We start from the raw sequence: 21516 nt of genomic DNA, 5'->3' as shown, positions 1-21516 counted from the left end.
ACCGTGAAAGGGTGGTGTCCTAGGCCTCTAGACGATAGGGTCAATTCCTAGAACTTTCAGCATTGCTGCTGACCGTTAAATTTTGGTGGAGGTAAACGGGATCGAACCGATGACCTCTTGCATGCCATGCAAGCGCTCTCCCAGCTGAGCTATACCCCCCAATCTCTGCAAGACTTGATTTTTCAATCGCGTTTTGCAGAGACTCGAATTATAGACAGGTTTTTAGCGATTTCTCAAACGCGCAAGAACTTTTTCACGTCCAAGCAATTCCAACACTGCATCTACCGAAGGCGTATGCGCTGTGCCCACCGTCAAAACACGAACCGGCATGGCCAGCACAGGCATCTTCACACCCTGGGCCTTGAGCAGTTCCTTGATGGCGGCAGCAATGGATTCCTTGCTCCATTCCACGCTTTCGATCACAGCAGTGAATGCATCCAGCACAGGATTGGCAGCTTCTGTCACATGCTTGGCGTAGTCTTCTGCATTGCGCTCCACTTCATCCACGTAGAAGACCTTGGCCCAGTTGGCCAAGTCCACCAGTGTCTCGCAACGATCCTTGAACAAGGCTGCAATACGCACCAGACGGTCGTCGGCATCGACCAGGCTCTCTGCCACGCCCGCCTTGATGACAAAAGGTTTGACCATCTTGGCCAACTCTGCGTCATCCATGGCCTTCAGATGCTGGGCATTGACCCAGCGCAACTTGGCTTCGTCAAACTGACCGGCGCTGCGGCCCAGGTGATCCAGGTTGAACCATTCCAGGAATTGCGCACGAGAGAAGATTTCGTCATCACCGTGGCTCCAGCCCAAACGCGCCAGATAGTTCACCATGGCATCAGGCAGATAGCCTTCATCACGATACTGGGTCACAGCCTTGGCGCCATTGCGCTTGCTCATCTTCTCGCCTTGCTCGTTGAGCACGGTAGGCAGGTGAGCAAAAGTCGGCACCGCAGCACCCAGCGCTTCGAAGATGTGGATCTGGCGCGGAGTGTTGTTGACATGGTCATCGCCACGAATGACGTGGGTGATGTTCATGTCCATGTCATCTACGCAAACGCAGAAGTTGTAGGTGGGCGTGCCATCTGGGCGAGCAATCACCAAGTCGTCCAGCTCGGAGTTCTGGAACTCGATACGCCCCTTGCACTTGTCTTCCCAGGCCACGACGCCGGTCTTGGGCGTCTTGAAGCGCAGCACAGGCTTCACGCCCTCAGGGATGGCGGGCAGCACCTTGCCTTCTTCGGGGCGCCATGTTCCGTCATAGCGGGGCTTTTCCTTGGCCGCCATCTGCTTTTCGCGCAGCGCATCCAACTCTTCCATGCTCATATAGCAGGGGTAGACATAGCCTTTTTCCTGCAACGTGGCCAACACTTGCTTGTAGCGCTCCATGCGCTGCATCTGGTAGAACGGACCTTCGTCATGGCTCAGTTGCAGCCATTCCATGCCTTCCAGAATCACGTCCACCGAAGCCTGAGTAGAGCGCTCCAGATCCGTGTCTTCGATGCGCAGCACGAAGTCGCCGCCATTGGCGCGGGCGAAAGCCCAAGGATAAAGAGCTGAACGAATATTGCCCAAGTGGATAAAGCCTGTGGGCGACGGAGCAAAACGAGTACGAATCTTGTTGGTTGTCATATCAAAAATCCTTGTGCGCTACCAAGCGCGTGTGACCGAAATGTAAATGCTTCGCTCCAGCCTTCTTGATAAGACTCTGCTGGAGAAGCGCCATCACTCAAGCGGTCACTTCAAACTATCCAGTCCACGCGACAGGTCAGCCTTGAGGTCGTCCAGATGCTCAAGCCCCACAGAGATGCGAATCAGGCCTTGCCCCACACCTGCGGCTTGGCGCTGTGCTTCGGTCAGGCGGCCATGCGAAGTACTTGCGGGATGCGTAATCGTGGTCTTCACATCGCCCAGGTTCGCGGTGATGGAGCAAACCTGCGTCTGATCAATGACATGGAAGGCATTGGCTCGCAGTTGTTCTGCGCCCTCACCCACCACATCAAATGCCAGCACGGCCCCGCCCATGCCGTTTTGCTGACGCATGGCCAGCTCATGCTGAGGATGGCTTTTGAGGCCAGGGTAGTAGACATGTGCAACCTTGGGATGCGCCTCCAGCCAGGCCGCAAAGTCCAGAGCCGCCGCGCTTTGTGCCTTGACGCGCAGCGCCAAGGTCTCCAGACCTTTCATGACCGTCCAGGCGTTATAGGGGGCAATATTCAAGCCGCCGCTGCGCAGAAAGGCACCCATGACCTTGTCCACCAGCGCAAGGGAGCCACAGACAGCGCCCGCCATCACACGCCCCTGGCCATCCAGGAACTTGGTGCCCGAGTGCACGATGATGTCGGCACCGAACTTGGCAGGTTGCTGCAGTATGGGCGTGGCAAAGCTGTTGTCCACGGCCAGCAAAGCATTGTTGGCATGCGCTATTTCTGCCAGGGCCGCAATGTCGCACAAGTCGGTCAGCGGATTGGTGGGCGTCTCGGCAAACAGCATGCGCGTGTTGGGCTTGACGGCGGCCTTCCAGGCTTCGATATCGGTTTGCGAAACAAACGTGGTTTCCACACCGAAGCGCGCCATTTCCGTGCCCAGCAGCTTGATGGTGGAGCCAAACATGGACTGCGAGCAGATCACATGATCACCCGTTTTCAATGCCGTCAACGCCACCAGCAAAATGGCCGACATGCCCGTGGAGGTGGCCACAGCGCATTCCGTGCCTTCCATGGCTGCAAGGCGGCGCTCGAAGCTGGTCACCGTAGGATTGGTGGTGCGGCTATAGGTGTAGCCTGGCTCTTCATTGGCAAAGCGGCGAGCGGCAGTGGCTGCATCGGGCTGCACAAAGCTGCTGGTCATATACAGGGCTTCGCAGTGCTCGCCCCACTGGCTGCGCTCTACCGCTTCACGCACGGCCAAAGTCTCAGGATGCAAACCTTCGGGTAATGTCTTGTTGGTCACAATCGTCAAATCCAGATGGTTGGTACTGGTCACGAGCCCGCCGCAGTCCGCAAATCCGACTTGCGCACATGAACTCCACCAGCTTGACCGAAGGCAGTCACCGCCGGTCTTTGAAGATGCCGCACTCGGAGCGCCCATCAACTTCAAGCAAAATCATGCTCAAACGCTTGATAGTCATGCGCTGGCAGCTCTTATTTCAAGAGCACCATCACCGTACGGCTATGTCATTGTCCTCCTGAATGAAAAGGGTTGCCTCAGCAACCCTTTCACACTCAGTCATTCACTACAGTTTGATGCTCAGTTTTCCTGGGCATTGGGCAGAGACAAGCGCGAAGTGTCTTCTTCCTCTTCGTCGCCACTGCGGTTACGGCCTTCGTTGAGCGCAGTCACCTCATCATCAGAGATATCACCGGTGATATAGACACCGTCAAAGCAAGAGGCCTCAAAGCCATCCACCTTGGCGTTGATCTTGCCCACCGCCTGCTTCATGGCATCCACATCCTGATAAATCAGGGCATCACAGCCAATCACCTGGCGAATCTCTTCGATCGTGCGGCCATGGGCCACCAGCTCGGAGCGGGTGGGCATGTCGATGCCGTACACATTGGGGTGGCGCACAGGAGGCGCAGCCGAAGCCAGATACACCTTGTTGGCACCCGCATCACGTGCCATCTGCACGATTTCCTTGGAGGTTGTGCCGCGCACGATGGAGTCATCGACCAGCAGCACATTGCGCCCCTTGAACTCGCTGCCGATGGCATTGAGCTTCTGGCGCACAGACTTCTTGCGCGCCCCCTGGCCCGGCATGATGAAGGTACGTCCGACGTAGCGGTTCTTCACAAAGCCTTCGCGGTAGGGCTTGCCCAGCAACTGGGCCAGTTGCATGGCACTGGGGCGGCTGGATTCAGGAATAGGAATCACCGCATCGATCTCATTCGGCGGCACCATGGAGACCACGCGCTTGGCCAGCGTCTCACCCATGTTCAGGCGCGCCTGATAGACCGAGATACCGTCCATCGTCGAATCTGGGCGGGCCAGATAGACAAACTCGAACACACAGGGGTTCAGATGCGTTTTTTCTGCGCACTGCTGGCTTTCGATACGGCCATCGTTGTGCACAAACACGGCTTCGCCCGGAGCGATGTCGCGATCAAAAACCTGGGTTGTACCCTCCAGGGCAACCGACTCGCTGGCCAGCATCACGGTGCCATCAGGACCGTGCCCCATGCACAAAGGGCGAATACCATAAGGGTCACGAAACGCCAGCAGGCCGTAGCCGGCAATCAGCGCTATCACGGCATACGAGCCCTTGATGCGCTTGTGCACCGCACGAACTGCCTTGAAGATGTCTTCGGTTTGCAGAGGTGCGCCGCTGGAAGCACGGCCGATTTCGTGCGCCAGCACGTTCAGCAGCACTTCGGAATCGCTCTCGGTATTGGTGTGACGGTGATCCGTCTCAGCCAGTTCGCGACGCAGTTGCTTGGCATTGGTGAGGTTGCCGTTGTGCACCATGACGATGCCAAAGGGGGCATTCACGTAAAAAGGCTGAGCTTCCTCTTCGCTGGATGCACTGCCTGCCGTGGGGTAGCGAACCTGCCCCAAGCCCACATCACCGGGCAGAGCGCGCATATTGCGGGTGCGGAACACATCCTTCACCATGCCCTTGGCCTTGTGCATAAAGAACTTGCGTTCCTGCTGGGTCACGATGCCGGCTGCATCCTGCCCACGGTGCTGCAGCAGCAGCAAAGCGTCATAAATCAGCTGATTCACGGGTGCGGTGCTCACCACACCAACGATTCCACACATAGTTGCGTTCCATCTGTTTGCGAAAGTTGCCCTTCGCCACACTCGCCTGCTTCGCCACCCATTGGCTAGCCTGCGCTTTGATATCCGGCATGGCGGTCACGCCAACACCAAACCCTTTTTCAGCCCTTGCCGCCATCAACAGCAAGAGCCTCAGCCACACCCAACCCTAAAGTCAGTTGCAGCCCTAAACTCGCTTCAAGAAGACCCCAGGGGCAGATATCGCCCCCAATCCTCAGGCAAAGCCGGCAGCACCCAGCCCAAGCCTTGCGTTAGCCAAGGCGCCATACTCGACTCCTGCCACCACAGCGCGGTATGCAGCGGCGTGTACTGAATCACCAAAGCAAGCACCAGCAACAGCAAGCCACCGCGCAAGACACCAAACAATGCGCCCAGCGTACGGTCTACCGGCCTCAGCCCCACCGCCTCAATCAACTGCTTTGACAACCAGGAGATAACACCCCAGGCAAACATGGCCCCCACGATCAGCAATACAAAGCCTGCGGCATAACGCAGTTGCATGTCCCAGCCATCGAGGGGCAACCACACGGCTACCTCTTGTGCCCAGGTTCGCGCCACCATGAAGGCCACCACCCAACCCAGCAAAGACAGGACTTCATACACCAGCCCACGCCAAGCGCCCAACAGCATGGAGCCCAGCACAACGGCTACAAAAATCCAGTCCAGCGAAGTCATGACTCAGGCCGAGGTGAAAACGAACTAGCCCTTGAACACTGATGCCGGCAACCCCAGGCTCTTGGCCCTTGCTGCAGCCTTGTCAGCCTCTTCACGACTCTTGAAAGGCCCCATGCGCACGCGAGTGCGCTTGCCATCTTTGGTATCCACGGTTTGCGTAAAGGCACCACCACCCAGCTTGGCCTTGATTTCATTGGCCTTGCTGGCTTCCGCAAAGGCACCAATCTGCACAATGAAGCGCTCGTTGCTAGCAGGCTCCTTTGCCGCAGCGGTATCAGGTGCACTGCGCCCCTCCAGCAGAGCGCGGGCTCGGGCAGCTTCATCCGTTTTGGATGTATCAGGCTTGTGCTTGACCTCAGGCTTTGGCTCGGGTTTGGGCTCAGGCTTTTTTATCTCAGCCTTGGGTTTTTCCGTTTTTTCCGGCTTGGGATCAGGTTTGCGCTCAGGCTTGGGCTCCACCTTCACCTCGGGCTTTGGCTTTGGCTGTGGCTGGACTTCAGACTTGGGTTCTGGTTTGGCTTGTGAAGCAGGCGCCACAGCTGCACCCGTCACTGCACCCGCCGCAGGCAATGCAGGTGAAGCCGGAGACAGCACTTCTTCGCCATCATCCAAAGAGGCATTGGCCGCCACGCGTCCCGCAGGGGCTGCATTTTGACTGGCCACCTGCGTGCCAGGAATCACCTCAGGAGCCGTATTGGCCTGATCGGGAATTTCAATCGGAATATTGATAGGGATGGGGCGTGGCTGCGTATCAAACAGCAGCGGAAAGCCCACCACACCGACCAGCACCAGCACTGCTGCACCCATAAGGCGGTGGCGAGCGCGGCGGCGCATGGCTTCCACGCTCTCGCCCTGGGCCAGGCGACTGGGGCGCTTGGCTCCAGCCACGGACTCGGCTTCGTCTTTTTTGCCAGGCCAACGGAAATTGAAAAATGCCATGAGTGAGGACTTGTTGAGGCCTGCCCGCAAACTCAGTCGACGGACAGGCCACTGGCTCAATGAGCCAGGTGTTTGGCGTTCAGACGAGGCGTGCCGTTTTGCAACACTCCGCCCACTGTGAAGAACGAGCCAAAGACCACGATTCTATCAGCCGCCTCCGTCGCTGCGACTGCTGCGTCCAGCGCTTGCTGAGGGCTAGCAAAGGTCTGAAGGCTCACGTCCTTACGAATCACCCCTTCAGCCTGCAGGCGCTCCAACTTGGCTTTGAGATTCTGCGCAGTATCCGCACGCGGCGTGGGCAAGTCGGTGAAATACCAGCGATCCACCAGAGGGCCGACCTTGCCGAGCATATGCTCCCAGTCCTTGTCCTGCATGGCTCCGAATACGGCATGCGTGGTCGGAAAATAGCCCATGGCATCGAGATTCGCGGTGAGGGCTGCCACGGAATGCGGGTTGTGCGCCACATCCAGCACCAACGTAGGCTGACCCGGCACGATCTGGAAACGCCCGGGCAGCTCCACCATGGACAAACCTGTGCGCACGGCCTGAGCCGTCACCGGCAGCTTGTTACGAATGGCCTCATAGGCGGCTAGCACGCCAGAGGCATTCATCAGCTGGTTCGCCCCTCGCAGCGCCGGGTAAGCCAGGCCCGCATAGCGACGACCGCGCCCTGCCCAGCCCCATTGCTGCTTGTCGCCGTCGTAGTTGAAGTCCGTGCCAAAGCGCCAGAGGTCTGCGCCGATCTCCGCTGCATGGTCGATCACGCTTTGGGGCGGCACAGGGTCACTGACAATGACAGGACGATCGGGGCGCATGATGCCGGCCTTTTCACGGCCAATACTTTCACGATCTGGTCCCAGCAAGTCCATGTGATCCAGGTCAATGCTGGTGATGATGGCGCAATCGGTATCGATGATGTTGGTCGCATCCAGTCGTCCGCCCAGTCCCACCTCCAGAATCGCCACATCCAGCTTGGACAGACTCATCAGGCGCAGGATAGCCAGCGTGGTGAACTCGAAATAGGTCAGCGCGACCTCTTGCCCGTCCTGGACGCGGGCCTGCTCCACCGCCTCGAAGTGAGGAATCAACTCCTCGGACTTGACGATTTCACCGCCCACGCGGCAGCGCTCTTCAAAGTGCACCAGATGCGGCGAGGTATAGACGCCGGGCCGATAGGCTGACTGCAAAGCTACCGCCTCCAGCATGGCGCAGGTTGAGCCTTTGCCATTGGTGCCCGCCACAGTGATGACGGGGCAATCGAATTTCAGGCCCATGCGCTGTGCGACTTCACGCACGCGATCCAGACCCAGGGCAATGTTCTGGGGATGCAGGCGCTCGCAATAAGTCAGCCAAGCATCCAATGTGGGAAATGTGGTGTGCATACTGGGCGCTATTGTCGCGCACCGCCAGAGGCCCTATGGCTGCTGGCACTTGGCAAATGCGTTACATCTGACTCCAACCGTTTCACTGACCTCGAACACCATGAACAAGATCACCACCGTCTATGGAATCCCCAATTGCGACACCGTCAAAAAAGCACGCAACTGGCTAAGCGAGCAAGGTATTGACTACCAGTTCCACGATTTCAAAAAGCAAGGCGTTCCCGGCGAACGCTTGCCAGCCTGGATGCAGGCGGTGGGCTGGGAGAAGCTGCTCAACCGCCAGGGAACGACATGGCGCAAGCTCGATGATGCGACCAAGGCCAGTGCCGTGGATGCACCAAGCGCCGCCAACGTGATGCAAGAGCATGCCAGCACCATCAAACGCCCGGTGGTGGAGTGGGCTGACGGCAAGATCACCGTTGGCTTCAAGGCCGATGACTGGAATGCAATGCTCAACCCATAAGCACACGCTCACATTCATACAGAGCTTTACCTAGTTTTACGGTGCAGAGTGCTTGAATTTACGCAACTCCCCTAAACTTTTAAGTGATCTGGTGCGTTAAAGCTTCAGAGACAGGAGAGATGTTGATGAGAACTCTGGCAGTTTTGACCTTGACCGCCGCGGCCACAGTAACCGCTACCGGGGCATTCGCCCAGGAGCGAGGCCGCGTGCTGTCTTCGACCCCCATTACCCAGCAAGTGGCTGTGCCACAACAGGTTTGTAACGACCAGCAGGTAGCCGTTGCTCCGCGCCCCAGCGGAGCAGGTGCCGTGGTCGGCGCTATCGCAGGCGGTCTGATCGGCAATGCGATTGGGGGTGGCGGTGGGCGCGCAGCCGCCACCGGCGCAGGCCTGATCGGCGGAGCCATGCTGGGCAATCAGGTCGAATCTAACGGCCCCGCGCAGTATCAAACCGTGCGCCAGTGCAGCACGCAGACCTTCTACCAAAACCGTACTGTAGGCTACAACGTAACCTACGAGTACAATGGTCGCAGCTACACCACGCAAACCACCAACCCGCCCGGCCAGTGGATTGCGCTGAACGTGCAACCCGTGACCAACGACCCGGTCTACAGCAATAACGGCTACTACAGCAGCCAGGCTGCCCCCCAAGGGGCTTACAGCACCAGCTACCCCCAGAACTACGACAGCGGCTACTACGCCCCTCAGCCAGCTGCACCCGTCTACTCCAGCGGCTCCGCCTACTCTGGCTCAGACTATGTAGCCCCTTTGCTGATAGGCGCAGTCATTGGCGCAGGTGCCTATTACGCAACACGCCCCAGCCACCATCACTATCGCCCCGGCTACCGTCCCGGCCATCGCCCTGGCCACGGTGGTCATGGCGGCCACGGCTGGCGCCGCTGATACACGCCAAGCCCCGCATCTCTACTGTCCAAGAGCCCCGATATGGGGCTCTTGTTTTTTCAGCCTTTGCCAGGCATTCGCACAGGCACAAATCCCGTGGCCTAAAATCAGTGCTTTCGACCTTCGACCACGCACCGCGTACTTTCTTCATGACCACCGAAACCATTGCAGGCGTCAGCCTCACCACCAAGGCCAATGTTTACTTTGACGGCAAGTGCGTCAGCCACAGCTTTACCCTGGCCGATGGCACCAAGAAGTCGGTGGGCGTGGTGCTGCCTGCGACGTTGACCTTTGGCACGGCCGCCGCAGAAATCATGGAATGCGTGGGCGGCTCCTGCGAATACAAACTCGACGGTAGCGACGAGTGGAAGACATCCTCGGCTGGCGAGAGCTTCCAGATCCCCGCGAACTCCAAATTCGACATTCGCGTGACCGAGGCTTATCACTACATCTGCCATTACGCGTAAATTGCGCGTGATCTGTGCCTGATCCAGCGCCGGATATTTAAAGCATTTTCAGCCCCAAACGCTTACCCATCAAGCGCTTGCAGCTATCACTTTGAAGAGAATCTCATGGAAACCATTCTGCAACATGTTCCCGTCGGCCAAAAGGTCGGTATCGCCTTCTCCGGCGGCCTGGACACCTCAGCCGCTCTGCGCTGGATGAAGAACAAGGGCGCCCTGCCCTACGCCTACACGGCCAACCTGGGCCAGCCCGATGAAGCCGACTACGACGAGATTCCTCGCAAGGCCATGGAATATGGTGCAGAGAAGGCCCGCCTGATCGACTGCCGTCCCCAGCTGGCCAACGAAGGTATTGCCGCCATTCAGTCCGGTGCCTTTCACATCACCACCGGTGGCGTGACCTACTTCAACACCACCCCCCTGGGCCGCGCCGTGACCGGCACCATGCTGGTGGCCGCCATGAAGGAAGACGACGTCAACATCTGGGGTGACGGCTCGACCTTCAAGGGCAACGACATCGAGCGCTTCTACCGCTACGGTCTGCTGACCAACCCCGCGCTGAAGATCTACAAGCCCTGGCTGGACAGCCACTTCATCGACGAGCTGGGCGGCCGCGCCGAGATGTCGGAATTCATGACCAAGGAAGGTTTCGGCTACAAGATGTCGGCCGAAAAGGCCTACTCCACCGACTCCAACATGCTGGGCGCCACCCACGAAGCCAAAGACCTGGAGTTCCTGAACTCCGGCATCCGCATCGTGAACCCCATCATGGGCGTAGCTTTCTGGAAGCCTGAAGTGGAAGTCAAGGCGGAAGAAGTGTCCATCACCTTCGACGAAGGCCGCCCCGTGGCCATCAACGGCAAGGAATATGCCGATGCCGTGGAACTGTTCTTGGAGCTGAACCGCATCGGCGGCCGCCACGGCTTCGGCATGAGCGACCAGATCGAAAACCGCATCATCGAAGCCAAGAGCCGCGGCATCTACGAAGCTCCCGCCATGGCCCTGCTGCACGCCGCTTACGAGCGTCTGGTGACCGGCATCCACAACGAAGACACCATCGAGCAGTACCGCATCAACGGTCTGCGCCTGGGCCGTCTGCTGTACCAGGGCCGCTGGTTTGACCCTCAGGCCATCATGTTGCGCGAGTCCTCGCAGCGCTGGGTGGCCCGCGCCGTGACCGGTACCGTGACGCTGGAGCTGCGCCGCGGCAACGACTACTCCATCCTGAACACCGAGTCGCCCAACCTGACCTACGCACCCGAGCGTCTGTCCATGGAGAAGGTCGAAGACGCACCGTTCAGCCCCATCGACCGCATCGGCCAGCTGACCATGCGCAACCTGGACCTGATCGACACCCGCGACAAGCTAGCCATCTACTCCAAGGCCGGCCTGCTGAGCGTGAGCAGCGCCAACGCCCTGCCCCAGCTGGGCAACGACAAGAAATAATTCGCATCATGCCCACAAAAAGCCGCTGCACTGCAGCGGCTTTTTTTACATCTTTTTGGCAGCCAACGCTTATGCATCATGCGCAAGCAGCTATCAATATTGAATCAAGAGCGACTGATCTGGTGGACCTGCTGCTCCAGTTGCCCCACATAGGCTGCCGTGCTGTTGTCCGACTCCTGGGCTCTTTGCACCAAGTGCGCCTCCAGCACATCCAGGCGCGCCATCACGTCATCCTTACCCCTGGCGTGCAGGGCTTCCAGAACACCGCGCAACTCAGTAAAGCGCGAAGCCTCGGCCTTATCCGCCAGATCACGCTGGGCCTGCATCTCCTTGGCATGGCGGCGCGCCTCCATCAGCACCGAGCCCTGCATCCACAGCACATAGGCAATGAAGAACACGCTCAGCAAAATGGTCAGCGCCAGCATCAGCACACCCAGTGGCGCCTGAATTTCGGTCACTCCCAGCGAAACCACAGTGGGCGTGGACAGGGCCGTCCAGTTGAAAGCGGCCAGTACGCCAATCATGGCCACGATGATGGCGATACAGATGGTGCGAAAGTTCATCTTCTTCTCCTTGTCACTGAAATGGCTTGTTTTTAACCCAAGAAGCCACGCCAGCAAGTCAGCCGAGACCAGAAACGACAAAGCCGCTGTCTCCAGCGGCTTTGTCGTCATTGAGCAAACAGATCAGTTAGTCTCGGCCAATTGCTCCAAGATGGCTGGATTCTCCAGCGTGCTGGTGTCCTGCGTAATCGCCTCGCCCTTGGCCAGCGAGCGCAGCAAGCGACGCATGATCTTGCCGCTGCGGGTCTTGGGCAGGTTGTCACCAAAGCGGATGTCTTTGGGCTTGGCAATCGGGCCAATCTCTTTGGCGACCCAATTGCGCAGCTCATTGGCAATCTGACGAGCCTCTTCGCCCGTAGGCTTGCCGCGCTTAAGCACCACAAAGGCACAAATGGCTTCGCCGGTCACATCGTCGGGGCGCCCCACCACAGCGGCTTCAGCCACCAGATCGGTCTTGGCCACCAGCGCGGACTCAATCTCCATCGTACCCATGCGATGCCCTGAGACGTTGAGCACATCGTCAATACGGCCAGTGATACGGAAGTAGCCACGGTCTTCGCTGCGCACCGCGCCGTCGCCGGCCAAGTAGTAGCCCTTGAGCTCTTCGGGGAAGTAGCTCTTTTTGAAACGCTCAGAGTCACCCCAGATATTGCGAATCATCGAAGGCCAGGGCTTTTTGACAACCAGAATGCCGCCCGATCCATTGGGAATCTCGTCACCAGCTTCATCGACGATGGCTGCCGTGATGCCGGGCAGCGGCAAAGTGCAGGAGCCGGGGACCAAAGGCGTGGCACCTGGCAGCGGCGTAATCATGTGGCCACCGTTTTCGGTCTGCCAGAAGGTGTCCACGATGGGGCACTTTTCCTTGCCGATGTTCTTGTAGTACCACATCCAGGCTTCGGGGTTGATGGGTTCACCCACCGAGCCCAGCAGGCGCAGACTGGACAGATCCCAGTTCTTGGGGTGGACGCTGTCATCCGACTCAGCGGCCTTGATCAGCGAGCGAATCGCCGTGGGTGCGGTATAGAAGATGCTGCATTGGTGGCGCTCGATCATCTGCCAGAAGCGGCCCGCATTAGGGTATGTGGGCACGCCTTCGAACACGATCTGCGTGGCACCTGCGGCCAGCGGACCATAGGCTACATAGCTGTGGCCAGTAATCCAGCCAATATCAGCCGTGCACCAGAACACATCACTGTCCTTGGCGTCAAAGCTCCACTCGAAAGTCTGCTTGGCCCACAGCACATAGCCGCCCGTGGCGTGCTGGACGCCCTTGGGCTTGCCAGTGGAGCCACTGGTGTAGAGGATGAACAGCGGATGCTCCGCATTGACAGCTACGGCCTCACACTCGGTGGACTGGCCGGCCAACGCCTCGGTAAATGTGATGTCGCGACCGGCGACCATATTGCAGGCGGTGGCCGTGCGCTCATACACCAGCACGCTCTTGACGGCTTCGCAGCCGCCCAGGGCGATGGCGTCATCCACGATAGCCTTCAGAGGCAGCTCTTTGCCACCACGCATCTGGTAATTGGCCGTCACCACCAGCGTGGCGCCTACGTCCACGATGCGCTCCTGCACGGCTTTGGCCGAGAAACCGCCAAACACCACGGAATGCGTGGCACCGATGCGTGCACAGGCCTGCATGGCCACCACACCTTCAATGGTCATGGGCATGTAGATCAGGACTCGGTCGCCCTTTTTCACGCCACGCGCCTTGAGCGCATTGGCGAACTGGCTGACACGGGCCAGCAGCTCCTTGTAAGTGACCTTGGTGACTTCACCGCCGTCGGCTTCAAAAATGATGGCCGTCTTGTTCTCGACCGGCGTGCCCATGTGCTTGTCCAGGCAGTTGGCACTGGCGTTCAGCTCACCATCGGCAAACCACTGATAGAACGGAGGATTGCTCTGGTCGAGCACCTGAGTGAAAGGCTTGGTCCAGACCACGTTCTCGCGGGCCAGGCGGGCCCAGTAGCCTTCGTAGTCGCGCTCGGCTTCATCGCACAAGGCTTGGTACTGAGACATGCTCCCAATGCGGGCTTTGGCAGCAAAGTCTGCCGGAGGGGGAAACACACGGTTTTCCACCAGCACCGACTCGATTGCAGAGGTTGTGCTCATCTTTGTTGTCTCCTGATGCTTCTCAATGAAATTATTGTGGGTGTACTGTCAACGCTCGGTCTTACACGCTACTGACTGAAATTTGGGCTGCTATTACAGGGGCATTAAATCGAAAAAATTGCTCACAACTTTGAAGCGCTCATCGCATGATTTAACTGTGCTTGAGCATGATTTACCTCAAAAATATTGGCGCAAACCCTTAAAATCGCGCGCCTGCTGCAAAGCGTGTTTTCACTCATAGGTATTTCACCTTGGCAGCAGCCAATTCACAGGCTGCGCAAAAGCATTTCAACACTGCGGTCCATCTTTTTTCTGACTCTCAGACCTCGCATCGCCGCAGATGACTCGCTCGCCACTTGGGGGCCTGTCGTACCCCTGCGGCAAGCCCACTTGCCATCATGAGTCGCCATCACTCCGCCGACGCTGACACCACCGACGCTGCACAGCCACGCCCCGCCAGCTACCAATCTCCCGCTGCCATTCGCCCCTTCCTGCCTTGATCTTTGCCAGCCACTGGCTGCAACTGCCGCTGTACCTGGGCCTGATCGCTGCCCAGGCCGTCTATGTATGGCACTTTCTGCTGGAGCTATGGCATCTGGTTGAAGCCGTCTTCGGCAACCAGGAGGCCTTGCAGGCGCTGATCTCCAATATCGGCTACAAGAGCGATGTGACGCTGACCCACCTCAATGAGACCGTCATCATGCTGGTCGTGCTGGCGCTGATCGACGTGGTCATGGATCTCCAACCTGCTGATCATGGTCATCTTGGGCGGCTATGAGACCTTTGTCAGCCGCCTGGGCTGGATTCACACCCCGACCAGCCCGAATGGCTCAGCCATGTGAATGCCTCGGTGCTCAAGGTCAAGCTGGCCCTGTCCATTATCGGCATCAGCTCGATTCATCTACTCAAGAGCTTTATCAACGCCGGCAGCTACGAAGTACAGGTGCTGATGTGGCAAACCATCATTCACGTCGTCTTCCTGATGAGCGCGCTGGCCATAGCCTACACGGACAGGCTGACCAGCAGCAGCCACCACCACTGATCACGCATTTGACTCCCTCAAGCCCCGCATCCCCTCCATGCCGGGGCTTTTTCATGCGCACAAGCACGGTTATTTTCACAAAAGCTGACAAGTTACAGAAATTGGGACCGAATTGCCTTCAAACGCTTTGATATCAATCGCATACAGCTATTGTTTTTGAAATTCAGGCTACTTCATCGTTGCGAAATCAGGGGCTAATTAGACCCATTGCTTACAGCTCTATTTGACGCATAAAACTCAATTCGATATATTAAAAAGTCATTTACGACCTGTCTTGCAGGTCATCACCCATTCTTATGAATGCGGCTGATCTATTTTCCCGGCGGGAGAGCGGTGTACAGCTTCAGGTGCTACGCACCAGTTGCACTCCGCCCCGTCAACCGGGCCGAAACACGGCTCTGATGCAAATAGCTCTTTCTAGCTTTCAGCTGGAAATGGCTCAATTGAGAAGTAACGCTGCGGTGTGCCAGTCGGTACCCAACACAGTCGTTGTTACCCGCTTCTCCTCGCTTTGACGCTCTCGCGCACAACTTGTTGTGCCATTCGGGCTGATTGACCGGTGCTTCACTGCGCCAACTGTATTGCGCAACCCACCCAAAAGGCCGGGTTGAGCCGCAGCATCAGAGCTTTTATTTTGGCTTGCGCGCCAGCGCCCCGCGGCATTTGCCGGATGTGGGCGCTGGACTGTGTTCCATCTCATCCAAAAGGAGAACGCCACAGTGGCCAAGCAAATCGCTATCGATCATGTCTTCAAGGTCTTCGGCAACGATCCGAAAACCGCGCTCAACCTGGTAAAGCTGGGTCGAAGCAAGCAAGAGATCCTTGCCCAGACCGGGCAATCCATTGGCGTATTCGATGCCAACTTCACCATTGAAGCCGGTGAAATCTTCGTCGTCATGGGCCTCTCAGGCTCAGGCAAGTCCACGCTGGTGCGCATGCTTAATCGCCTGATCGAGCCCACCAGTGGCCGCATTCTGGTAGACAACCAGGACATCAATGAGCTCAGCGACAAGGAGCTGCGAGCTCTGCGCCGTAAGGACATCTCCATGGTGTTCCAGTCGTTCGCACTCATGCCCCACCTTAGCGTGCTGGACAACACGGCCTTTGGCCTGGAGCTGGCCGGCGTGGACCGTGCCACCCGCCAGCAGCAAGCGCAGGATGCATTGGAGCAAGTGGGCCTGGGGGCCTGGGGCGCCAGCTATCCTGACGAGCTCTCGGGCGGTATGCAGCAGCGCGTAGGCCTGGCCCGTGCGCTGGCATCCGACCCCTCCATCTTGCTGATGGACGAAGCCTTCTCGGCACTCGATCCCATCATCCGCACCGAAATGCAGTCCGAGCTGCTGCGTCTGCAGGAGATCAAGCGCCGCACCATCGTCTTCATCTCGCACGACCTGGACGAGGCCATGCGCATTGGCGACCGCATTGCCATCATGAAGGACGGCATGGTCCAGCAAGTGGGAACGCCCGATGAAATCCTGCGCAACCCGGCCAATGACTATGTACGCACCTTTATCCAGGGCGTGGATGCGGCTGCAGTGTTCAAGGCCTCCGATATCGCCCGCCAGGCGCTGACCGTGATTTCCGAACACAGCGACCGCGGCTGCCGTGCCGCACTGCGTCTGCTCGAAGACTCGGACCGCGATTACGCCTATGTGCTCAATGCCCGCAAGCGCTTTCTCGGCGTGGTCTCGTCACAGTCGCTGCAGGATGCGCTGCATGGTCACGATGGGATGCTGGGTCTCAAGCATGCCTTTATTCCCGACGTGCAGCCCATTGCCAGCAGCACGCCGGTAGCCGAGCTGTTCGGCGCAGTGGCCACGCCAGCCTATCCGCTGCCCGTGGTCGATGACGACGGCAAATATCTGGGCGTGATCAGCCGCACCACCATGCTCAAGTTCCTGGACCGCGCCACTCCTCCCGTGCCGCCGCCTCAAAAGGAAATTCCGCCCGTCAAGCTGGACCCAAACTTCCAGCCCGCCCAAGACACATCCGCTGCCCAGCATGCAGTGCAATAAAAGGAGGGAGCCGATTTGAACGACAACGCATTGAACAACACCACCGCCGACGCAAGCAGCGCCGCTTTTGACGATCCATGGGCAGCAGCATCCGAGCCACAGCTTCCCGCTGACAGTGCTGCCACCGCCACAAGCGCCGACACCGACGCAGATCCCTGGGCCGCCTCTTCCCAGAGCGACTCCGCAGCCAGCGCTGATCCTTGGGGCGGCAGCGGCGATGCCTCCGACGCAGTCAGCAGCTCCGACTGGCTCAGCACCCCCTCTTCCGCCGATATCTCCGAGTCTGGCAACGGCCTGGGCCAGCTCTGGCACCAGATCACCACCGAAGGCCTGCCAGTGCAGGACTCCATCAACAACGGCCTGACCTGGGTGGTGGATCACTTCCGACCCTTCTTTCAGGCCATCCGCACCCCTATCGATGCCACGCTCAACGGCGTCACCGAGGTACTGCAAACCATTCCCATGCCTGCACTGGTGCTGCTGATTGCCCTGCTGGCTTGGCAGTTTGCCGGGCGCAAGCTGGCGATTGGCTCGGCCATTTCACTGCTGCTGGTGGGCCTGCTGGGCATCTGGTCCGAAGCCATGGTGACTCTGGCTCTGGTTCTGACCTCGCTGTTCTTCTGCATCGTGATCGGTCTGCCCGCCGGGATTTTCCTGGCCAGCAGCGACCGTGCCCAGCGCTGGACCCGCCCCTTGCTGGACGCCATGCAGACCACGCCAGCCTTTGTCTATCTGGTGCCCGTGGTGATGCTGTTCGGTATCGGCAACGTGCCCGGCGTCATCGTGACCATTGTGTTTGCGCTGCCACCGCTGATTCGCCTCACCAACCTGGGGATCCGCCAGGTGCGCCCCGACCTGATCGAAGCCAGCCGCGCCTATGGCGCATCGCCCATGCAGCTGCTGTGGAAAGTCCAGCTGCCCCTGGCCATGCCTTCCATCATGGCGGGTATCAACCAGGCACTGATGCTGTCGCTGTCCATGGTTGTGATTGCTTCCATGATTGCCGTGGGCGGCCTGGGTCAGATGGTGCTGCGCGGCATTGGCCGTCTGGACATGGGTCTGGCCACCGTGGGCGGTCTGGGCATTGTGCTGCTGGCCATCGTGCTGGACCGCATCACCCAGGCCATGGGCGAGCCCAAGCGCGGCAGCGCCCGCTGGTGGGCCACCGGGCCTGTCGGTCTGCTCATGCGTACCCTGGGCAACAAGCGTGTGGCGCCTGCTCCTGAGCAAAACCAGCCCTCCTCCAAGCCCGCCTCTGCCTGAAACGCATGAGAAACAAGAACAAGGAAAATATATGAACGCCTCTCACAACACGCCAAGCCTCCAGCGCAGCCTGGGTCGCTGGCTCTTTGCCAGCACAGCCGCCGCCTCCATGGCACTGTCCATGGTCAGCACCGGCGCTTTTGCGGCAGATGAGTTGCCCGGCAAGGGCATCAAGGTGCAGCCCCTCAAGAGCTCGATTGCCGAAGAAAGCTTTCAGACCCTGCTGGTCATGAAGGCCCTGCAAAAGCTGGGCTACGACGTGCAACCCATGAAGGAAGTGGAATACCCCACAGCCCACATTGCACTGGCCAATGGCGACGCCACCTTCATGGCCAACCACTGGAACCCGCTGCACGCCGATTACTACAAGAATGCCGGCGGTGATGCCAAGCTCTACCGCAAGGGTGTGTTCTCGGCCAATGCCGCCCAAGGCTATCTGATCGACAAGAAGACAGCCGACGCACACAAAATCACCAACCTGGGTCAGCTCAAGAATCCAGAGGTTGCCAAGCTGTTCGATACCGATGGTGATGGCAAGGCCGACCTGACGGGCTGCACGCCAGGCTGGGGCTGCGAGGCCATGATCGAGCACCAGCTCGGCGCCTACAAGCTCAAAGACAGCGTCACCCACAAGCAAGGCACCTACTCTGCCTTGATGGCCGACACCATCACTCGCTACAAGGCGGGCAAGCCCATCCTCTATTACACCTGGACACCTTACTGGGTGAGCAATGAGCTCAAGCCCGGCAAAGACGTAGTGTGGCTGGAAGTGCCGTTCTCCTCACTGCCCGGCGAGCAGGCTGGCACAGACACCAAACTGCCCAACGGCAAGAACTACGGCTTTATCGCCAACAACCAGCAGATCGTGGCCAACAAGGCCTGGGCAGAGCAAAACCCCGCAGCCGCCAAGCTGTTTGAAATCATCAAGCTGCCCGTGGGCGACATCAACGCCCAGAACTACATGATGAGCCAGGGCCAGAACAAGGCCGCCGACATCGAGCGCCACACCGACGGCTGGATCAAGGCCCACCAGAAGGCCTTCGACGGCTGGATCAATCAAGCGCTGGCTGCCGCCAAGAAGTCCTGATTCCCTTCCCATAGAAGCGGCGACCACTTCGGTGGCCGCCTTTTTTTCACCGGGCAAATGCCCTGCCTTAACAAGGAGAGACAAGCGCAATGAGCAAATCTGTGCAGACCATGAACCATTCCCAACACACCAGGCGCCAGCTGCTGCTCGGCACCGCAGGCGCTGCGGCATTGAGCATGGGCCCCACATTCAGCTGGGCTGCCGATCCGAATTTGCCCGGCAAGGGTATTACGGTGCTTCCCGTCAAAAGCGCACTGGCCGAAGAAAACTTCCAGACCCTGCTGGTCATGAAGGCGCTGCAGCAGCTGGGCTACACCGTCAAGCCTTGGGAAGAGCTGGACTACCCGCTGATCCACGTCGCCGTGGCCAACGGCGATGCCACCTTCATGGCCAACCACTGGAACCCGCACCATGCCGAGTTCTACAAGCAGGCCGGCGGCGATGCCAAGCTGTCCCGCAAGGGCGTGTACTCCGCAGGTGCCGCTCAGGGCTACATGATCGACAAGAAGACAGCCGAAGCCCACAAGATCACGCACCTTGACCAGCTCAAGGACCCCAAGCTGGCAGCCCTGTTCGATATCGACGGCGATGGCAAGGCCGACCTGATCGGCCCCAACGCAGGCTGGGGCGGCGAGGCCGTGGTGGCCCACCAGATCAAGGAGTTTGGCCTGCAGGGCACCGTGACCTACACCCAGGGCAACTACCCAGCCCTGATCGCCGATACGCTGGCGCGCTTCAAGGCTGGCAAGCCCGTACTGTATTACGCTTGGACGCCCTACTGGCTCAGCAATGTGCTGCGCCCCGGTCAGGAAGTCGTGTGGCTGCAGGTACCTTACTCGTCCATGCCCGGCGTGCAGGCCGGCACGGACACCAAGCTGCCCAACGGCCGCAACTACGGCTTCCCGTTGAACAATGAATACATCGTCGCCAACAAGCTCTGGGTAGAAAAAAACCCGGCTGCCGGCAAGTTGTTCGAGATCATGCAGATCCCCATCAACGACATCAGCCGCCAGAACCAGCTGCTGCGCGAAGGGGAGAGCAAGCCAGCGGACATCAACCGCCATGTCGATGCCTGGATCAAGGCCCACCAGAAAACCTTTGATGGATGGATTGCCCAGGCCAAGGCCGCAGCACTGAAGTCCTGATGAACCAACGGCGCACCGAACTCGATTCGGGCGCCGTTTTTTTATTCCTCTCTTGCGCTTTTTCATGCCGATTTCGGGGTAGGCACCCAACACCCAAGGAGCAATCTATGAGCAGCACCACTTTGGTCACCCCTTTCCATCCAGCAAGCCTGAGCCGCCCCACGCTCAGATTCATGGCAGCCGCAGCGCTGTTGAGCATAGGTATTGGTACCGTACAGGCCCAGCCCGCCACCACAGCCCAGCAACCCGGCAAAGGCGTGATGGTGCAGCCGCTCAAAGGCACGGTGGACGAGGAAATGTTCCAGACCCTGCTGGTCTCTAGAGCCCTGGAAAAACTGGGCTACCAGGTGCAGCCCATCAAGAGTCTGGAAAATGGCACCCAGCATGTCGCCATCGCGCAGGGCGATGCCACTTTTACCGCCACCCACTGGATGCCACTGCACCAGGCTTTCTACGAAAACAATGGGGGCGACAAAAGTTACTACCGCGCGGGCGTCTATTCGCGCAATGCCGTGCAAGGCTATCTGATCGACAAGGCCACGGCCGAGAAGTACCAGATCACCAGCATCATGCAGCTCAAGGACCCAAAGCTGGCCGCACTGTTCGACACCGATGGCGACGGCAAGGCCGACCTGACGGGCTGCAACCCCGGCTGGGGCTGCGAGCTGGCCATCAACAAACACCTGCAGGGGCTGGATCTTTCATCCAGCATCAACCACAAGCAAGGCAACTATCAGGCCCTAATTGCCGACACCATCACCCGCTACAAAGCCGGCAAGCCCGTTCTTTACTACGTGTGGACGCCCTTCTGGGTCAACACCGTTCTGCGCCCCGGCAAAGAGGTGAGCTGGCTGGAAGTGCCCAATATCCCGAACGCTCAGGGCGACGATCAGACACAGCTGGCCAATGGCAAGAACTATGGCTTCAAGCTCAACCAGCAATACATACTGGCCAACAAGGCCTGGGCCGAGAAAAATCCCGCAGCCGCCAAGCTGTTTTCCGTGATGCAACTGTCCATTGAAGACATCAACGCCCAGAACATGCGCATGCGCCAGGGAGAGAGCAGCATGGCGGACATCAACCGCCATGTGGACGGCTGGATCAAAGCCCACCAAGCGCGCTTTGATGGCTGGCTCGAACAAGCCCGTGCGGCCGCAAAATAATTAGTAAAAACAGCTTCCAGAGCTTACGGATAAAGCGATGGAAGCTATCAAAATTAATAAATAGCGACCGCTGATG

At 58.8% G+C, this 21516-nt stretch carries 18 protein-coding genes, 1 tRNA gene and 1 pseudogene; 10 read left to right on the top strand and 10 right to left on the bottom strand.

Features of this window, described 5'->3' with window-relative positions; genetic code table 11:
* Positions 1 to 83: 83 nt before the first annotated feature.
* The 8 genes from AC2I9W_RS15115 to folC form a co-directional block, all read right to left on the bottom strand.
* A tRNA-Ala gene (locus AC2I9W_RS15115) sits at positions 84 to 159 on the bottom strand.
* A 63-nt stretch (positions 160 to 222) separates the two neighbouring features.
* Positions 223 to 1632, bottom strand: a complete 1410-nt coding sequence (gene gltX, locus AC2I9W_RS15110; RefSeq protein WP_486410744.1) for a glutamate--tRNA ligase — start codon at positions 1630 to 1632, stop codon at positions 223 to 225.
* Positions 1633 to 1737: 105 nt separating this feature from the next.
* The gene (locus tag AC2I9W_RS15105; protein WP_486410748.1) at positions 1738 to 2952 is read right to left on the bottom strand and encodes an O-succinylhomoserine sulfhydrylase; all 1215 of its coding nucleotides are present in this window, start codon (positions 2950 to 2952) and stop codon (positions 1738 to 1740) included.
* Positions 2953 to 3249: 297 nt separating this feature from the next.
* Positions 3250 to 4758, bottom strand: coding sequence for an amidophosphoribosyltransferase (gene purF, locus AC2I9W_RS15100; protein WP_486410743.1), 1509 nt, complete (start codon positions 4756 to 4758; stop codon positions 3250 to 3252).
* Positions 4703 to 4903, bottom strand: a complete 201-nt coding sequence (locus AC2I9W_RS15095) for a hypothetical protein (RefSeq protein WP_486410742.1) — start codon at positions 4901 to 4903, stop codon at positions 4703 to 4705. The genes purF and AC2I9W_RS15095 overlap by 56 nt, the downstream gene beginning before the upstream one ends.
* 50 nt (positions 4904 to 4953) lie before the next feature.
* Entirely contained in the window at positions 4954 to 5451 is a 498-nt protein-coding gene (locus AC2I9W_RS15090) for a CvpA family protein (RefSeq protein ID WP_486410741.1), read from the bottom strand.
* 24 nt (positions 5452 to 5475) lie between these two features.
* Complete coding sequence (locus AC2I9W_RS15085) at positions 5476 to 6390, bottom strand: SPOR domain-containing protein (protein ID WP_486410740.1); 915 nt, start codon at positions 6388 to 6390, stop codon at positions 5476 to 5478.
* Between the two features lie 56 nt (positions 6391 to 6446).
* On the bottom strand, positions 6447 to 7772 hold the full coding sequence (gene folC, locus AC2I9W_RS15080; RefSeq protein ID WP_486410739.1) for a bifunctional tetrahydrofolate synthase/dihydrofolate synthase: 1326 nt from the start codon (positions 7770 to 7772) through the stop codon (positions 6447 to 6449).
* A 100-nt stretch (positions 7773 to 7872) separates the two neighbouring features.
* On the opposite strand from folC, the gene AC2I9W_RS15075 reads away from it, so the two are divergent.
* The 4 genes from AC2I9W_RS15075 to argG all read left to right on the top strand — a co-directional run bounded on the left by AC2I9W_RS15075 (position 7873) and on the right by argG (position 11047).
* On the top strand, positions 7873 to 8235 hold the full coding sequence (locus tag AC2I9W_RS15075) for an ArsC family reductase (RefSeq protein WP_486410738.1): 363 nt from the start codon (positions 7873 to 7875) through the stop codon (positions 8233 to 8235).
* A gap of 125 nt (positions 8236 to 8360) precedes the next feature.
* Complete coding sequence (locus AC2I9W_RS15070; RefSeq protein WP_486410737.1) at positions 8361 to 9137, top strand: glycine zipper 2TM domain-containing protein; 777 nt, start codon at positions 8361 to 8363, stop codon at positions 9135 to 9137.
* 149 nt (positions 9138 to 9286) lie between these two features.
* Positions 9287 to 9604 (top strand): pyrimidine/purine nucleoside phosphorylase, encoded by a 318-nt coding sequence (gene ppnP / locus AC2I9W_RS15065; RefSeq protein WP_486410736.1) that lies wholly within the window; start codon positions 9287 to 9289, stop codon positions 9602 to 9604.
* Between the two features lie 105 nt (positions 9605 to 9709).
* Positions 9710 to 11047 (top strand): argininosuccinate synthase, encoded by a 1338-nt coding sequence (gene argG, locus AC2I9W_RS15060; RefSeq protein ID WP_486410735.1) that lies wholly within the window; start codon positions 9710 to 9712, stop codon positions 11045 to 11047.
* Positions 11048 to 11151: 104 nt separating this feature from the next.
* Here argG and AC2I9W_RS15055 read toward each other — a convergent pair whose 3' ends face one another.
* Both AC2I9W_RS15055 and acs read right to left on the bottom strand, forming a co-directional pair.
* Positions 11152 to 11610 (bottom strand): LapA family protein, encoded by a 459-nt coding sequence (locus tag AC2I9W_RS15055; protein ID WP_486410734.1) that lies wholly within the window; start codon positions 11608 to 11610, stop codon positions 11152 to 11154.
* Positions 11611 to 11733: 123 nt separating this feature from the next.
* Positions 11734 to 13725, bottom strand: a complete 1992-nt coding sequence (gene acs / locus AC2I9W_RS15050) for an acetate--CoA ligase (protein ID WP_486410733.1) — start codon at positions 13723 to 13725, stop codon at positions 11734 to 11736.
* A gap of 496 nt (positions 13726 to 14221) precedes the next feature.
* Here acs and AC2I9W_RS15045 point away from each other — a divergent pair.
* The 6 genes and pseudogenes from AC2I9W_RS15045 to proX (AC2I9W_RS15020) all read left to right on the top strand — a co-directional run bounded on the left by AC2I9W_RS15045 (position 14222) and on the right by proX (AC2I9W_RS15020) (position 21440).
* Positions 14222 to 14767, top strand: a pseudogene (locus AC2I9W_RS15045) (YqhA family protein).
* A 719-nt stretch (positions 14768 to 15486) separates the two neighbouring features.
* Positions 15487 to 16782, top strand: a complete 1296-nt coding sequence (gene proV / locus AC2I9W_RS15040) for a glycine betaine/L-proline ABC transporter ATP-binding protein ProV (RefSeq protein WP_486410732.1) — start codon at positions 15487 to 15489, stop codon at positions 16780 to 16782.
* A 15-nt stretch (positions 16783 to 16797) separates the two neighbouring features.
* On the top strand, positions 16798 to 18045 hold the full coding sequence (gene proW, locus AC2I9W_RS15035; protein WP_486410731.1) for a glycine betaine/L-proline ABC transporter permease ProW: 1248 nt from the start codon (positions 16798 to 16800) through the stop codon (positions 18043 to 18045).
* Between the two features lie 31 nt (positions 18046 to 18076).
* Positions 18077 to 19132 carry a glycine betaine/L-proline ABC transporter substrate-binding protein ProX gene (proX, locus tag AC2I9W_RS15030; protein WP_486410730.1) on the top strand — a complete coding sequence of 352 codons (1056 nt, stop codon included), beginning with the start codon at positions 18077 to 18079 and terminating at the stop codon, positions 19130 to 19132.
* Positions 19133 to 19221: 89 nt separating this feature from the next.
* On the top strand, positions 19222 to 20277 hold the full coding sequence (proX, locus tag AC2I9W_RS15025) for a glycine betaine/L-proline ABC transporter substrate-binding protein ProX (protein ID WP_486410729.1): 1056 nt from the start codon (positions 19222 to 19224) through the stop codon (positions 20275 to 20277).
* 107 nt (positions 20278 to 20384) lie between these two features.
* On the top strand, positions 20385 to 21440 hold the full coding sequence (proX, locus tag AC2I9W_RS15020) for a glycine betaine/L-proline ABC transporter substrate-binding protein ProX (RefSeq protein WP_486410728.1): 1056 nt from the start codon (positions 20385 to 20387) through the stop codon (positions 21438 to 21440).
* Positions 21441 to 21516 lie beyond the last annotated feature (76 nt).

The organism is Comamonas sp. FUJ_7 (assembly GCF_057369555.1).
This window is presented reverse-complemented; position numbering and strand designations above follow the sequence as displayed.